The organism is Streptomyces sp. M41(2017) (assembly GCF_002078175.1).
GTDB lineage: Bacteria > Actinomycetota > Actinomycetes > Streptomycetales > Streptomycetaceae > Streptomyces.
This window is the reverse complement of the sequence record NZ_MWFK01000001.1, coordinates 3,104,771-3,118,655: the sequence shown is the minus strand read 5'-3', so window position 1 is coordinate 3,118,655 and position 13,885 is coordinate 3,104,771. Positions and strand designations below refer to the sequence as shown.

The following is a 13,885-nucleotide window of genomic DNA, read 5'->3' as shown; positions in this document are numbered from 1 at the left end:
CCAGCGGGAGCCAGGTGGGGCGCGTCCTTGTCGACGGCGCGCCCCACTCCGTACCCGGGCCGACCTTGGCCCTGGCCCTGGCCCCGCCCCTCCGACAGCCCCCGCCTCAGTAGCGCGCCGCGTCCGCCAGCAGCGGCGGGTACACCTGGCTCGGCCGGCCGTCCACGGTCGCGCCCGCGTACTTGAGCATCGCGCCGACCTGGTGGTTGAGGGCGTACGGGAAGTTCAGGGCCGGGGCCGACACCTCGTCGAGCCGGGCCGTCTGTTCCGGGGCGAGCCGGAGGTCGAGGCCCGCCAGGTTCGCCTCCAGGTGGTCCAGGGTGCGCGGGCCGATCAGGGTCGAGCTGACGCCCGGGCGGGCCCGCACCCACGCCAACGCCACCGCCGCCGATGTCGCGCCGGTCTCCTCCGCCACCGCGGCGAGGACGTCGATCACCTCGAACTGGTCGTCGGTGGGACCGCCGAGCACGGCCGAACGCCGGGTGTCGGCCGGGGTGCGCCGGTCCCGGGTGTACTTCCCGGACAGGAAACCGCTCTTCAGCGGGCTCCACGGCAGCAGACCCATCCCCGCGTCCTCGGCCAGCGGAATCAGCTCGCCCTCGATGGTGCGCTCCAGCAAGGAGTACTCCATCTGCAGCGCGGTGACCGGGGTCCAGCCGCGCAGCAGTGCGGTGGTGTGGGCCTTGGCCGTGAACCAGGCCGGGGTGTCCGAGAAGCCGACGTAGCGGATCTTGCCCGCGGTGACGAGGTCGTCCAGGGTGCGCAGGGTCTCCTCGACCGGGGTGGCCCAGTCGTGGTTGTGCAGCCAGTACAGGTCGACGTGGTCGGTGCGCAGCCGGCGCAGCGAGTCCTCCAGCTGACCGATGATCGCCTTGCGTCCCGCGCCCCCGCCGTTGGGGTCGCCGAGGTGGAGGTTGCCGAAGAACTTGGTGGCCAGCACCAGCCGGTCACGCAGGCCGGGACGGGCGGCGAGGAAGTCGCCGAGGATCGCCTCGGAGTGGCCGTTCGTATAGAAGTTGGCGGTGTCGACGAAGTTGCCGCCGCGGTCGAGGTAGCCCTGGAGGATCTTCTCGGACTCCTCGACCCCGCAGCCGAAGCCGCCGTCCTCGCCGAAGTTCATCGCGCCGAGGCAGAAGGGGCTCACCTTGAGGCCGGACCGGCCGAGGCTGACGTACGAGTCGAGTGCCATGGAATGCTCCCTGGAAGAGTGGGTGGGAATCCGGCTCTTCGAGCAAACCACTGTGAGCTGCGCGATCGTTAGGGCGATCCGACCGGCCTCTTGCACGATCCTGCCCGATCGGCCGGAATCGGCGTTGCCGCCCGCAAGCTCGGGTGTTTGGATCGAACGTGTACCCAGACGAACCCCTCCGGACGCTCGCCCCGCCGGACCCAGGGCCCGGTTCCCCGCACCCGTCCGGCAACCGCAATGCTTCCCCGGACGGCCTGCGGACGCTGCGGGACCTCATCCTGCGGCACGTCGACGGAGCCGGGTCGGCGCCGTACGGGATCATGCTGTCCCGCGTGGACCACCCCTCCGCCCCGACGTCGAGCATCGCCGACCCGGTACTCGCGGTGGTCGCGCAGGGCGCGAAGCGGCTGACGCTCGGTGACCGGATCCACGACTACGGCGCGGGGCAGTACCTGGTCGTCTCGGTGGACCTGCCGGTGACCGGCCACTACACGCGGGCCTCCCCCGAGGAGCCGTTCCTCGCCTTCGGGCTCACCCTGAGGCCCCCGGACATCGCCTCGCTTCTCCTCGCCGAGGCCGGGGCGGGCACGGGAACGGGAGCCGGGGCCGCACCGGGAACAGGAGCCGCAGCGGGACCAGGAGCCGGAACGCCGACAGGAGCCGGGGAGCGGGCCGGTGCGGAGGCGGCCCGGACGGCGGGGGCCGGCCGCACAGGCACCCGTCCCCCGCATCCCCCCTCCTCCCGCACCCCGCGTCCTCCCTCCTCCCGCACCGCCCCGCCCGGCCTCGCCGTCAGCGACGCCTCGCCGGACCTGCTGGACGCGGTGGTGCGGCTGGTCCGGCTGCTGGACCGGCCCGCCGACCTGCCGATCCTCGCGCCGATGATCGAACGGGAGATCCTGTGGCGGCTGATCACCGGTGAGCAGGGTGCGCTGGTCCGCCAGATCGGGCTGGCCGACAGCCGGCTGCGGCACATCAGCCGGGCCGTCCGCTGGATCAGGGACCACCACGCGCAGACGCTGCGGGTGGAGGACCTGGCCCGGCTGGCCGGGATGAGCGCCTCGCCGTTCCACCGGCACTTCCGCGCGGTGACGGCGATGACTCCGATCCAGTTCCAGAAACGGATCCGGTTGCAGGAGGCCCGGCTGCGGCTGATGAGCAGCACGGACGACGTGGCGGGCGTCGGGTTCGCGGTCGGCTACGACAGCGCGTCCCAGTTCAGCCGCGAGTACCGACGGCAGTTCGGCAGCCCGCCGGGCCAGGACGCCGCTCGCCTCCGCGGACAGGCCGCCACCGGCAGCGCACGGTCCGAGCGGCGCGACGACGTGCGGTCCGCGTCCCTCTAGGCCGCCGGTCGGGACACGCGTCGCGTCCCGAGGTGGTACCGCCGCGCGTAGGCAGCGCGAGGGCGCCGATCCGGTCGTACGACCGGATCGGCGCCCAGGCTGACGGGGGTCAGGAACGGCGGCGGGCCCCAGCGGGCTCGCCGGTCTCCGAGGACGTGGCTGGAGGACGCGGCTAGATGGTGGCCGTGTCGATCACGAAGCGGTAGCGGACGTCGCTCGCCAGCACCCGCTCGTAGGCCTCGTTGATCTCGGACGCGGCGATCAGTTCGATCTCCGCGCCGAAGCCGTGCTCGGCGCAGAAGTCCAGCATCTCCTGGGTCTCCTGGATGCCGCCGATGCCGGAGCCCGCGAGGGTCTTGCGGCCGCCGATCACGGAGAACAGGTTGAGCCGGACCGGCTCCTCCGGCGCGCCCACGTTCACGAAGGCGCCGTCCGTGCGCAGCAGGGACAGGTAGGCGTCCAGGTCCAGCGGCGCGGAGACGGTGGAGAGGATCACGTCGAAGGTGCCGCGCAGCTCCTCGAAGGTCTTCGGGTCGCTGGTCGCGTAGTAGTGGTCGGCGCCCAGCTTCAGGCCGTCGTCCTTCTTGCGCAGCGACTGGGAGAGGACCGTGACCTCGGCGCCGAGCGCGTGCGCGATCTTGACGCCCATGTGGCCGAGACCGCCCATGCCGAGGACGGCGACCTTCTTGCCGGGGCCCGCGTTCCAGTGCTTGAGCGGGGAGTACGTGGTGATGCCGGCGCAGAGCAGCGGCGCGGCCACGTCGAGGGAGATGCCCTCGGGGATGTGCAGGGTGTACTTCTCGTCGACGACGATCTTCTCGGAGTAGCCGCCGTAGGTGGGCGCGCCGTCCTTGCCGACGGCGTTGTACGTGCCGACGTTGCCCTTGAGGCAGTACTGCTCCAGGCCCGCCTCGCAGTTCTCGCACTCGCGGCAGGAGTCGACCATGCAGCCGACGCCGACCCGGTCGCCGACCTTGAACTTGGTCACGCCGGAGCCGATCTCGGAGACGATGCCGGCGATCTCGTGGCCGGGGACCATCGGGAAGATGGCCTCGCCCCAGCCCTCACGGGCCTGGTGGATGTCGGAGTGGCAGATGCCGGCGAACTTGATGTCGATCAGGACGTCGTGCTCGCCCACCTCGCGACGCTCGATGGTGGTGCGCTCCAGCGGAGCCTTGGCGGCGGGAGCGGCGTACGCAGCGACTGTGGTCATGCCGGGGTTCTCCTCGGGAGTGGTCTGTACGGTGCCCGGCTGTCCGGTTCCTTGCATCGGGCACGGTTTCAAGCGTGCCCGATCTCCCGGGATTCACCCAGGTCACGGCTCTGCGTACGTTCGCTGGTCCTACTACTGGCGGGGTCAGGCTCCTCGGCGTACGACCGGGAATACTGGACGTATGGATGAACAGCCCTCTGCGGGGTCCGCCGGTGAGGCGGGCCTGCCGCTGGACCGACGTGCCGAACTCAGCGAGTTCCTGCGCACCCGCCGGGCCCGGCTGAAGCCCCAGGACGTCGGGATGCCGGACTTCGGGCGGCACCGCCGGGTGCCCGGACTGCGCCGCGAGGAGCTGGCGCAGCTCGCCGGAGTGTCCGTGGCGTACTACACGCGCCTGGAACAGGGCAACGGACGGAACGTGTCGGCGGAGGTGCTGGACGCGATCGCGCGGGCGCTGCGCCTGTCGGACGCCGAGCACAACCATCTGACGCACCTCGCGAAGCCCAAGCAGCACAAGAAGAAGCAGACCGCGCGGACGCAGCAGGTGCGGGGCGCGCTGCGCCAGCTGCTGGACACGATGGACGGCGTTCCCGCGTACATCACCGGGCGGCGGTCGGACCTGCTGTGCTGGAACCGGATGGCGGCCGCCGTGTTCGGCGACTGGTCGGAGCTGCCGCCGCAGGAGCGGAACTGGGCGCGGATGGTGTTCCTGCGGCCCGAGTACCGCGAGCTGTACGTGGAGTGGGAGCAGAAGGCGATCGACATCGTCTGTCATCTGCGGATGGACGCGGGCTGCCATCCCGACGATCCGCGGCTGTCGGCGCTGGTCGGTGAGCTGTCGGTGAAGAGCGAGGACTTCCGCCGGCTGTGGGCGACGCACGACGTGAAGGAGAAGAGCCACGGGGTGAAGCTGCTGCGGCATCCGCTGGTGGGCGATCTCGCTCTGCAGTACGAGTCGTTCCGGCTGGTGGACGACGCCGAGCTGGCCCTCGTCACGTACCACGCGGAGCCGGGGTCCCCGTCGGCCGAGGCGCTGCGGCTGCTGGCGTCCTGGGGCACGGACGCGACCCGCGCGGGCGCCTCCTCACCCCAGTAGGGCGATCCCAGTAGGCCGATCCCAGTACACCGCCGTACCAGCCGTGACGGCCCGTCGCCCCGGCTCCGCGCCGTCACGGCTGGTACGGCGGTGCGGCACCCCACGTCCACCGCGGCACGGGCTGCTCTCCGGGCGGGCTCGCGTCCGGGGCGGAGAAGAGGACGGCCAGCCGCGTGCCCCACTCCACGTAGGCGAGGAAGGCGGAGCGGAACTCGGCGTCGGTGGGCAGCCCGGCGTCGTCGGCCGCGTCCTGGATGAGGTTGACCCAGCGGCGGCGCTGAGCCTCGGTGATGCCCTTGCCCATGTGCTTGGCGACCATGTGGCCGTGCCCGCCCTGGGTGTCGGAGTAGTCCGTGGGGCCGCCGAAGACCTCGCCGAGCCAGGCGGCGACGTGGGCGGCGTGCTCGGGCGCGAGGTCGGCGAAGAGGGGGGCGAGGAGGTCGTCCTTGAGGACCTTGTCGTAGAACACGTCGGTGAGGCGGTTGAACGCCTCGGTGCCGCCCGCCCAGGCGTACAGGGTGGGGACGGCGGATCCCTGACCGCGTACGGCCGTCGGCTTGTAGTGACGCATCTCCTCGATGGCGCCGGCGTAGGGGCCGATCTCGGCCAGGAAGTCCTGGAAGCGGTCGGACTGCCGGAAGCCCTCCAGGTGGGCCTCGCTCGACGTCCAGATGATCCGCAGGATGAAGTTCTCGAAGTCGTCCTCGCTGCGGGCGAGTTCGTACTCCAGGCACTCGGGGGCGGCGGCAAGGTGGACGGCGGCGCGGGTGTACGCGGCCAGGAACGGGCCCGACTGGTCCTCGGGGATCCGGTAGCGGACGTATTCGACGGTCGATGCGGTCATACCCCACAGAAACACGAACGGCCGCCGGAAGCCCGGCTTCCGGCGACCCGTTCGCTGCGAGCACATCGCTACGCCTTCGCGTTCTCCTTGACGGTGATCCGTCCCTTGCGGATCGTCGCGACGCGCGGGGCCTTCTTCGCGATCGAGGAGTCGTGGGTGACCATGATGAACGTCAGTCCGTGCTCCTTCCACATGGCTTCGAGCACGTCCATGATCTCGTCGCGCATGGACTCGTCGAGGTTGCCGGTGGGCTCGTCGGCGAGCAGCACCTTGGGCTGCTTGACGAGGGCGCGGGCGATCGCGACGCGCTGCTGCTGGCCGCCCGACAGTTCGGCGGGCAGGTGGCCGAGCCGCTCGGCGAGCCCCACCGACTCCAGTGCGGCGGCGGCGCGTTCACGCCGCTGCTTCGTCTTGACGCCGAGCGGTACGAGCGCGGTCTCGACGTTCTCCTGGGCGGTGAGCGTGGGGATCAGGTTGAAGCTCTGGAAGACGAACCCGATGTTCTCGCTGCGCACCCGGGTGAGCTTGGCCTCGGACAGCTTCGCCATGTCCGTGCCGTCGAGTTCTATGCTCCCGGCGGTGGGGCGGTCGAGTCCGCCGAGCATCTGGAGGAGCGTGGACTTCCCGCCGCCGGTGGGGCCCTGGATGACGAGCCGGTCGCCGTCCCCGATCGTGAGGTCGATTCCGGCGAGTGCGTCGATGGTCTCCTTGCCCCGCGTATAGCGCTTGGTGACGCCTCTGAGTTCGTACATGGTGCAACTCCTGGGATACGTGAGTACGGCGGGGCTTATTCGACGCGGCGCAGGGCGTCCGCGGGGCGCAGCCGGGAGGCGCGCCAGCCGCCGAAGGCGCCGGCGATCAGACCGCCGGCGACGGCCAGGGCGACCGCGACGACGATCGTGTTGACGCTGACGGGCGCGGTGAGCGCGACGTCGAGGGCCTTGGACGCGGTCTGCCGGCCCGGGCCGCCGAAGCCACCGCCGCCACCGCCCCCTCCGAAGCCGCCGCCTCCGCCGCCGCCGAAGCCGCCTCCGCCGCCCGTGCTCCCCAGCTGTGCCTGGAGGTTGGGGCTGATCTCGGTGACGACGTAGGCGCCCGCGAGACCGAGCGCGATACCGAGGACGCCGCCGACGAGGCCGTTGACGACGGCCTCACCGACGACCTGGCGGGTCACGCGGCTCGACGTCCAGCCGAGCGCCTTGAGGGTGCCGAACTCGCGCACGCGGCGGGAGACAGCGGAGGAGGTGAGCAGTCCCGCGACCAGGAACGCGGCCACGAGCACCGCGATCGAGAGCCACTTGCCGACGTTCGAGGCGAGGTCGGAGGCCGTGGACAGCGAGCCGGAGACGGTGTCCGCGAGGTCGGCGGAGGTGGTGACCGTGGTGCCCGAGATGTTCTTCTGGATGGTGCTCTTGACGCCGGAGATCTGCTGCGAGTCCGAGGCCTTCACGTAGATCGTCGTGACCTTGTTCTTGGAGTCGCTGAGCGTCTGCGCCTGCTGGAGCGGCATGTACAGGTTGGCGGCCGCGTCACCGCTGTCCGGCGTCGCGATGCCGATGATCGTGTACTTGACGCTCTTGACGGTGACGGTCCCGCCGACCTTGAGCTTCTTCTCCTTGGCGTAGGAGGTGTCCGCGACGACGACCTTGGCGTTCGTCTCGGAGGTCTTGAACGTGCGGCCGCTGGTGATCTTCGACGATGTCAGCGGGCCCAGGGCGGGCTTGGTGACGTCGGTGCCGTAGACCGAGTAGTTGTTGACGTCGAAGTCGGCGCCGCCGCCCTTGACGGTCCCCTGCGGCGAGGGCTGGGCACCGCCGCGCCGGTTGCCGCCCTGCTGACCGGGGGCCTGCTGGAACTGACCGCGCGTGAACTGGCCGTTGACCCGGATGACCTGGAGGCTCAGCCCGCCGACGGCGTCCGCCACGCCCTCCTGCGTGTCGACCTTGGCGACGGTCGAGGAGGCGAGGGTCTGGAAGCCCTGGACCATGACGCGGTCGCTGCTCTGCTTCTTGTCGGAGCCGTTGTCGTTCGCGTCGAAGTTGAAGCGAGGACGCTGGCTGGTGCTGGTGGCCGGTTCGGCCGCCTTGGTGACCGTCATGTCGGTCCCCAGCCCGTACAGCGACTGGAGGACCTTGCCCTGGGCCTTCTCCATGCCCGAGGAGACGGAGCTGACCACGATGACCAGGGCGATGCCCAGGGCGAGCCCGGAGGCGACGACGAGGGCCGCCTTTCTGCGGCGGCGCAGTTCGCGCCTCAGGTAGGTGAAGAACATGGCCGCAAGCTAGGTACGGCGCGTGATGAAGGGATAAGGCCGAAATAAAAGAACGATGAGAAGGCTGTGGCCGAGCCCGGAAACCTTTGAGAACGCCGATGCGGCGAGACCTCCGAGAACGCCGAGGACGCCGATGCGGCGGCGACCCCGTGGGGGTCGCCGCCGCATCGGCGTGTGCTGTGCGGGCGGGATCAGACGGCCGAACCGGCCTTCCAGGCCGCCCAGTCCAGGTTCCAGCCGTTGAGGCCGTTGTCCGGGGCGATCGTCTTGTCGCCGGTGTTCTTGACGACGACGACGTCACCGATCAGCGAGTTGTTGTAGAACCACGCGGCAGGCGTGTTGGGGTCGCCGGCGCCCTTCGTGTCGGACATGCCGACGCAGCCGTGGCTGGTGTTGGCGGAGCCGAAGATGGACTTCGCGCCCCAGTAGTTGCCGTGGATGAAGGTGCCGGAGTTCGACAGACGCATCGCGTGCGGCACGTCCTTGATGTCGTACTCGCCCTTGCCGTCGTCGTTCTTGAAGCCGACGGTCGAGCCGTCCATCCGGGTCTCCTTGAACTTCTCGGAGATCACCATCTGGCCCTGGTACGTCTTGTTCTCCGGCGAACCGGCCGAGATCGGGATGCTCTTGATCGTCTTGCCGTCGTGCATGACCTTCATCGTCTTCGTCTGGGCGTCGACGACGGAGACCTGGTTGCGGCCGATCTTGAAGGTGACCGTCTTCTGCTGCACGCCGTACACGCCGTTCGCGCCCTCGACACCGTCGAGGTTCAGCTTCAGGGTGACGGTGGAGCCGCCGGTCCAGTAGTCCTCGGGGCGGAAGTCCAGGCGGTTGGCGCTGAACCAGTGCCCCACGACCTCCTGGCCGCTGCTGGAGGAGACGGAGATCCCCTTCTGCACCTCGGCCTTGTTGGTGATCGCCTTGTCGAAGTTGATCGAGACCGGCATGCCGACGCCGACGGTGGAGCCGTCCTCCGGCGTGAAGTTGCCGATGAAGCTGTTCGCCGGGGAGACGGTGGCGAACGACGCGTTCTCGTGGGCGACGCGGCCCGAGGAGTCGGCGGCCTCGGCGGCGATCTTGTACGTGGTCGCGCGGCTCAGCTGAGCGGTGGGCTTCCAGCTCTTCTTGTCCGCGGATATCCGACCGGCGACGGCGGTGCCGGTCGAGGTCTGCATCGTGACGGACGTGAGCTTGCCCTTGCTGACCGTGACCGCCGTGCCGTTGTTGATCGACGCGTTGTCGGAGCCGTCCTTGGGCGTGATCCTGATCTGGGCCTCGGAGGTCTTCTTGGCCGCGGCCTCGTCGACCTTGGCCTGCGACGAAGCTCCGTCACCGGTGTCCGATGCGCCGGCCTTGCCGCCGCCGTCATCGCCTCCGCTGCACGCAGAGAGCACCAGCACCCCGCCGAGCAGTGCGGACGCGGTCATGAGACCCTTGCGCCGCTTACTGTCCGTCATCACACGCTTCTCCATCGTTGCCGAATCCCGAAAAGACACGAGAGCCCCGTAAGGACTGTCAACGCTACGACCGGTTCGTCCCGTTCCACTTCCCGCTGGAATGTGGGGCACACCACTCCGGGCATGCGGACGGTGCGGTACGCAGGTGGCCCGTGCGTCTACGGAGACGAGAAACCCCGGGCGGTGGTTGCCGCCCGGGGTCTCCTGTCGCCCGAACCGCGTCAGCCGCGCACGTCTTCCTCGTCGTCCTCGTCCGCATCATCCTCGTCGAGGTCCCAATCAGGCGAATCGGGGTCGTAGTCGATGGGCTCGCTGCTCCACGACGCCTGGGCGAGTTCCGTCCCCGGCACCTCGCTGACCAGGTCGAACGGATCGACGAGATAGGCGAGGGCCTCCGCCGTGTCTTCCGTCACTGCGCTCTCGGCGTGCGCCCGTTCGTCCGCCGGCATGGCCTCGTCCTCGGCGATCCGGCCGAGCGCGGCCTTGGTGACCGCGCCGGCGTCACCGATCTCCAGCACCAGTTCGACACGAAGCCGGACAAACTGTGATGTCTCAGGGGTACTCATGGGAGGGAGCGTACGGCCCGTGGGTTACGCGACTTTCCCACGACCCGCGCCTTTCATTAGCATCGCCCCACACGGCCAATTCGCCAGCGCCACAAGGGGATCGATATTTCGTGTCCGCCGCACGTCGATCGTTGCTGACCGCCACCGCAGCGGGGACCCTCCTGGGTGCCCTCTGGTTCGTCCCGTCCGCCAACGCGACCCCGGACGTGTCCTCCCCGGGCGGGTCGGCACCGGCGTCCGCGCCCGCCGGCACCGCGACTCCCCCGCCGTCGGACACCACGCCGGACACCCCGTCCGGCACCGCGCAGGACACGGCCTCCGACGGCACCGGGCCCCAACTCGCCGACACCGGCGCCGTGAACACGACGCCCTACGTCGTCGGCGGCACGGTGTTCCTCGGTCTCGGGGCGGGATTCGTGGCGTACTCCGTGCGCCGCGAACGCACCCTGGCCCACTGACAGCACGACGGCCCACCGAGCAAGCCCACCGCGTTCCGGACAACCCACGGGGAAGCCATGCGAGAGCTGAGCGAGCTGACCGACGTCGAGGAGCCGGCCTGGCCGCTGCTGGCCAAGGCGCTCGACGCCAGCGGCGTGTCCATGGAGGTCCTGCCCGTGGACCCCGCGCTGGGCCGGGCCAGCCTGCTCCAGCTCCAGGTCACCGCCCGGTCCTGGCTGGGCGGGATGGTGCTCAACTGCGGCGGCGTGGTGCTGGACAGCGGCTGGGTGCGGATCTACGGCAGTCCGGCCGAGGACGCGTCGGCGGGGCTGCCGGGAGGCTCGACCGACCTGCCCTCGCTCGCCGAGGTCAACGGCTTCCCCGAGCGGTTCGATCCGGCCTGGCGCCCCCAGGACGGCGGACTCGTCGTGGGTCATGACGTGCTGGGCGGGGTCTTCGTCCTGAACGGCGCCGACCCGGAGTCGGTGGGGCGCCCCGGGCATCCCGGCGAGATCGTGTACTTCGCGCCGGACTCACTGAAGTGGGAGGCGCTCGAAGTCGGCCACGGGGCATGGCTCCAGTGGCTGCTGAGCGAGGGCACGGACCAGTTCTACGACACGCTGCGGTGGCCCGGCTGGCGGGCGGAGTCCGGCGCCCTCACCGGCGCCCAGGGGCTGTCCGTCGTGCCGTTCCTGTGGTCGGCGGAGGCCCGCCGCGACCTCATGTCCACCAGCCGCCGCCCGGTCCCGCTCGCCGAACTCCTCGATCTGCACCGGGAGTTCGGCCTGAAGCTGGACAAGATCGACCCCGGCTTCCTCGGCGACCTCTGAGCCCACCGGAGGCGGCCCGCCTCCGTACCGGGAGCGAGGCTCACGCCCGGCCGCCCCGGGACCGGCCGACACCGGGCCACGCGTGGTCGGCGGCGCCGGGGCAACGTCCCGGGCACCCGCCCCCGGTGCCGTCGGCCGCCGGGCACGTCCCGGCGGAACCGTCACGACGGCCGTCACGCGCGGCGGATGCGACGTCCGGCCGGTACGAAAGCCGTCCCGCGCGGCGGATGCGGTGACCGGCCGGTACGAAAGCCGCGGGACACCACCCGGCTCACCACCGCCCCGCCCGGCCGCGTGACGGCCCGGGCACGGGGGCGCGCTCGATCGCGACCTCCGGTCCCGTCCCCCGCCCCCCGCGTGGCCCTCCGCCGCTGACGGGCGTCGCTCCTCGGACACCGGGCAAGCCCCGGACACGGCGGAGGCCCCGCGCCCCCGAAAGGGACGCGGGGCCTCCGCCACGCTGTACCGGGTCCGGCCGGTCAGGCCGCCCTGCGACCGCCGCCGGTCTGGCCGCCGCCGCGCTGCGGGGCGCGCCCGCGGCCGGTGCCGGTGCCGCCGGAACGGCCGGTGCCCGCGCCGCCCTCGGAACGACGCGGTGCCGCGCCACCCTCGGCACGACGGCCACCCGCGCCGCCGCCTTCGGCGCGCCGGGGTGCGGCGCCGCCGCTGGTGCGTCGGGCGCCGCCCGTGCCTCCCGTGGCCGGGCGGCCGGTGCCGCGCTGCTGGCGCGGCTGACCGTCCGATCCGGTGCCCTGACGGGGGGCCGATCCGGTGCCGCCGGTGGCCGGACGCCTGGCGCCGCCACCCGTGGCGCGTCGCGCCTTGGGCCGCTGCTTGGGCTGTTCGGCCTGCTGCGGGACCTCGATGACGACCGGGACGCCTGAAGGCTCGCGGGCGCCGGTGAGACGCGCGAGCTCCTCGTCGCTGGACGTGACACGGGCGGTGCGCGGCGTGATGCCGGCGTCCGCCATCAGCCGGGTCATCTCGCGCTTCTGCTCGGGGAGCACGAGGGTGACGACGCTGCCGGACTCTCCGGCGCGGGCGGTACGGCCGCCGCGGTGGAGGTAGTCCTTGTGGTCGGTCGGCGGGTCGACGTTGACCACGAGGTCGAGGTCGTCGATGTGGATGCCGCGGGCCGCCACGTTCGTGGCGACGAGCGCGGTGACCTGACCGTTCTTGAACTGGTCGAGGGTGCGGTTGCGCTGCGGCTGGCTGCGCCCGCCGTGCAGCGCGGAGGCCCGGACACCGCTGGCGAGCAGCCGCTTGGTGAAGCGGTCGGCGCCGCGCTTGGTGTCGACGAAGAGGATGACCCGGCCGTCACGGGCGGCGATGCGCGTGGCGACGGCCTTCTTGTCGGTCTCGTCGGCGACGTGCAGCACGTGGTGCTCCATGGTCGTCACCGCGCCCGCGGACGGGTCGACGGAGTGCACCACGGGGTCGGTGAGGAACATCCGGACGAGCCGGTCGATGTTCTTGTCGAGCGTGGCCGAGAACAACAGGCGCTGGCCGCCGGGCTCGACCTGGTTGAGCAGGGCGACGACCTGGGGCATGAAGCCCATGTCGGCCATCTGGTCGGCCTCGTCCAGGACGGTGATCGCGACCTGGCCGAGCGCGCAGTCGCCGCGCTCGATGAGGTCCTTGAGCCGCCCGGGGGTGGCCACGAGAACCTCGGCGCCGCGGCGCAGCGTGCCGGCCTGACGGCCGATCGACATGCCGCCGACGGCGGTGGCCACACGCAGGTTGACGGCGGTGGCGTACGGCGTCAGCGCGTCGTTGACCTGCTGGGCGAGCTCGCGGGTGGGGACGAGGACGAGCGCGAGGGGCTGCCTCGGCTCGGCACGGCGGCCGGCCGTGCGGGCGAGGAGGGCGAGCCCGAAGGCGAGCGTCTTGCCGGAGCCGGTCCGTCCGCGGCCGAGCACGTCGCGCCCGGCGAGGGAGTTCGGCAGGGTGGCGCCCTGGATCGGGAAGGGCTCGGTGACGCCCTGGGCCGTGAGGGTCTTCGTCAGGGCGGCGGGCATGTCCAGAGCGTCGAAGGACTCGACGGCGGGCAGCGCCGGGGTGATGGTCTCGGGGAGCGAGAACTCCTGAGGCGGCGTCACCTTGCGGACGGGGCCGCGGCCCGCGCCCCGGCCGGTGGCGCGGCCGGCGCTCTTCGCGGAGCCGCCGGTCTGTGCGGCGCGTGCGTTTGCCGGCCGCTTACGGACGGGACGTTCGGATCGAGTCATGCTGGATCTGGATTTCCTTCCTGGGCCCCACGGACTGCACACACAAGCGCTCACCACCTGCATGAGCTGTCACAGCGCGAGCCGGGACCCGCACCCGAAGGCGCGGGACCCGGCTCTGGAAAAGCGCGTCGCGAACTAGGCGGGGATGATGTTCTCCGCCTGCAGGCCCTTCTGGCCCTGCGTGACCTCGAAGGAGACCTTCTGGCCCTCGAGGAGCTCACGGAAGCCGGAGCTCGCGATGTTCGAGTAGTGCGCGAAGACGTCGGGGCCGCCGCCGTCCTGCTCGATGAAGCCGAAGCCCTTTTCCGAGTTGAACCACTTCACGGTGCCGGTAGCCATGTTGTTCTCCTGAACAGGTAGTGGGCCCCCATCCGGAGCATGCACCGGGTAATGCCGGAGATGCCGGTAA

At 71.1% G+C, this 13,885-nt stretch carries 13 protein-coding genes; 4 read left to right on the top strand and 9 right to left on the bottom strand.

Features of this window, described 5'->3' with window-relative positions; translation table 11 throughout:
* Positions 1 to 106: 106 nt before the first annotated feature.
* On the bottom strand, positions 107 to 1,189 hold the full coding sequence (locus B0675_RS13790) for an aldo/keto reductase (RefSeq protein ID WP_081219089.1): 1,083 nt from the start codon (positions 1,187 to 1,189) through the stop codon (positions 107 to 109).
* Between the two features lie 254 nt (positions 1,190 to 1,443).
* Between B0675_RS13790 and B0675_RS41950 the strand changes: the two genes are divergently transcribed.
* Positions 1,444 to 2,535: an AraC family transcriptional regulator gene (locus B0675_RS41950; protein ID WP_241539935.1), complete on the top strand. Its 1,092-nt coding sequence runs from the start codon at positions 1,444 to 1,446 to the stop codon at positions 2,533 to 2,535.
* 172 nt (positions 2,536 to 2,707) lie between these two features.
* Here B0675_RS41950 and B0675_RS13775 read toward each other — a convergent pair whose 3' ends face one another.
* Positions 2,708 to 3,748 (bottom strand): NAD(P)-dependent alcohol dehydrogenase, encoded by a 1,041-nt coding sequence (locus B0675_RS13775; protein WP_081219088.1) that lies wholly within the window; start codon positions 3,746 to 3,748, stop codon positions 2,708 to 2,710.
* 181 nt (positions 3,749 to 3,929) lie between these two features.
* Here B0675_RS13775 and B0675_RS13770 point away from each other — a divergent pair, with 181 nt between their 5' ends.
* Positions 3,930 to 4,844, top strand: coding sequence for a helix-turn-helix transcriptional regulator (locus tag B0675_RS13770; RefSeq protein ID WP_081219087.1), 915 nt, complete (start codon positions 3,930 to 3,932; stop codon positions 4,842 to 4,844).
* Positions 4,845 to 4,917: 73 nt separating this feature from the next.
* On the opposite strand, the gene B0675_RS13765 is transcribed toward B0675_RS13770, so the two are convergent.
* From B0675_RS13765 to B0675_RS13745, 5 genes are all read right to left on the bottom strand, one after another.
* Positions 4,918 to 5,688, bottom strand: a complete 771-nt coding sequence (locus B0675_RS13765; protein ID WP_081221776.1) for an antibiotic biosynthesis monooxygenase — start codon at positions 5,686 to 5,688, stop codon at positions 4,918 to 4,920.
* A 68-nt stretch (positions 5,689 to 5,756) separates the two neighbouring features.
* Positions 5,757 to 6,440, bottom strand: a complete 684-nt coding sequence (locus B0675_RS13760; protein ID WP_081219086.1) for an ABC transporter ATP-binding protein — start codon at positions 6,438 to 6,440, stop codon at positions 5,757 to 5,759.
* Between the two features lie 35 nt (positions 6,441 to 6,475).
* Positions 6,476 to 7,960: an ABC transporter permease gene (locus tag B0675_RS13755; RefSeq protein WP_081219085.1), complete on the bottom strand. Its 1,485-nt coding sequence runs from the start codon at positions 7,958 to 7,960 to the stop codon at positions 6,476 to 6,478.
* A gap of 191 nt (positions 7,961 to 8,151) precedes the next feature.
* Positions 8,152 to 9,432 carry an Ig-like domain-containing protein gene (locus B0675_RS13750; protein ID WP_179165292.1) on the bottom strand — a complete coding sequence of 427 codons (1,281 nt, stop codon included), beginning with the start codon at positions 9,430 to 9,432 and terminating at the stop codon, positions 8,152 to 8,154.
* Positions 9,433 to 9,638: 206 nt separating this feature from the next.
* Positions 9,639 to 9,983: a hypothetical protein gene (locus tag B0675_RS13745; RefSeq protein WP_081219084.1), complete on the bottom strand. Its 345-nt coding sequence runs from the start codon at positions 9,981 to 9,983 to the stop codon at positions 9,639 to 9,641.
* Positions 9,984 to 10,093: 110 nt separating this feature from the next.
* Between B0675_RS13745 and B0675_RS13740 the strand changes: the two genes are divergently transcribed.
* The gene (locus tag B0675_RS13740) at positions 10,094 to 10,441 is read left to right on the top strand and encodes a hypothetical protein (protein ID WP_081219083.1); all 348 of its coding nucleotides are present in this window, start codon (positions 10,094 to 10,096) and stop codon (positions 10,439 to 10,441) included.
* Between the two features lie 57 nt (positions 10,442 to 10,498).
* Positions 10,499 to 11,251: a DUF2625 family protein gene (locus B0675_RS13735; protein ID WP_081219082.1), complete on the top strand. Its 753-nt coding sequence runs from the start codon at positions 10,499 to 10,501 to the stop codon at positions 11,249 to 11,251.
* Positions 11,252 to 11,730: 479 nt separating this feature from the next.
* Here B0675_RS13735 and B0675_RS13730 read toward each other — a convergent pair whose 3' ends face one another.
* Positions 11,731 to 13,476 carry a DEAD/DEAH box helicase gene (locus B0675_RS13730; protein WP_081219081.1) on the bottom strand — a complete coding sequence of 582 codons (1,746 nt, stop codon included), beginning with the start codon at positions 13,474 to 13,476 and terminating at the stop codon, positions 11,731 to 11,733.
* Positions 13,477 to 13,611: 135 nt separating this feature from the next.
* Positions 13,612 to 13,815: a cold-shock protein gene (locus B0675_RS13725; RefSeq protein ID WP_030794464.1), complete on the bottom strand. Its 204-nt coding sequence runs from the start codon at positions 13,813 to 13,815 to the stop codon at positions 13,612 to 13,614.
* Between the last annotated feature and the right edge of the window lie 70 nt (positions 13,816 to 13,885).

Coding starts and splice junctions, on each gene's coding strand:
- B0675_RS13725 (WP_030794464.1), bottom strand. CDS start 13,815: ATGGCTACCGGCACCGTGAAGTGGTTCAACTCGGAAAAGGGCTTCGGC.
- B0675_RS13790 (WP_081219089.1), bottom strand. CDS start 1,189: ATGGCACTCGACTCGTACGTCAGCCTCGGCCGGTCCGGCCTCAAGGTG.
- B0675_RS13745 (WP_081219084.1), bottom strand. CDS start 9,983: ATGAGTACCCCTGAGACATCACAGTTTGTCCGGCTTCGTGTCGAACTG.
- B0675_RS13760 (WP_081219086.1), bottom strand. CDS start 6,440: ATGTACGAACTCAGAGGCGTCACCAAGCGCTATACGCGGGGCAAGGAG.
- B0675_RS13750 (WP_179165292.1), bottom strand. CDS start 9,432: ATGGAGAAGCGTGTGATGACGGACAGTAAGCGGCGCAAGGGTCTCATG.
- B0675_RS13770 (WP_081219087.1), top strand. CDS start 3,930: ATGGATGAACAGCCCTCTGCGGGGTCCGCCGGTGAGGCGGGCCTGCCG.
- B0675_RS13765 (WP_081221776.1), bottom strand. CDS start 5,688: ATGACCGCATCGACCGTCGAATACGTCCGCTACCGGATCCCCGAGGAC.
- B0675_RS13755 (WP_081219085.1), bottom strand. CDS start 7,960: ATGTTCTTCACCTACCTGAGGCGCGAACTGCGCCGCCGCAGAAAGGCG.
- B0675_RS13730 (WP_081219081.1), bottom strand. CDS start 13,476: ATGACTCGATCCGAACGTCCCGTCCGTAAGCGGCCGGCAAACGCACGC.
- B0675_RS13735 (WP_081219082.1), top strand. CDS start 10,499: ATGCGAGAGCTGAGCGAGCTGACCGACGTCGAGGAGCCGGCCTGGCCG.
- B0675_RS13775 (WP_081219088.1), bottom strand. CDS start 3,748: ATGACCACAGTCGCTGCGTACGCCGCTCCCGCCGCCAAGGCTCCGCTG.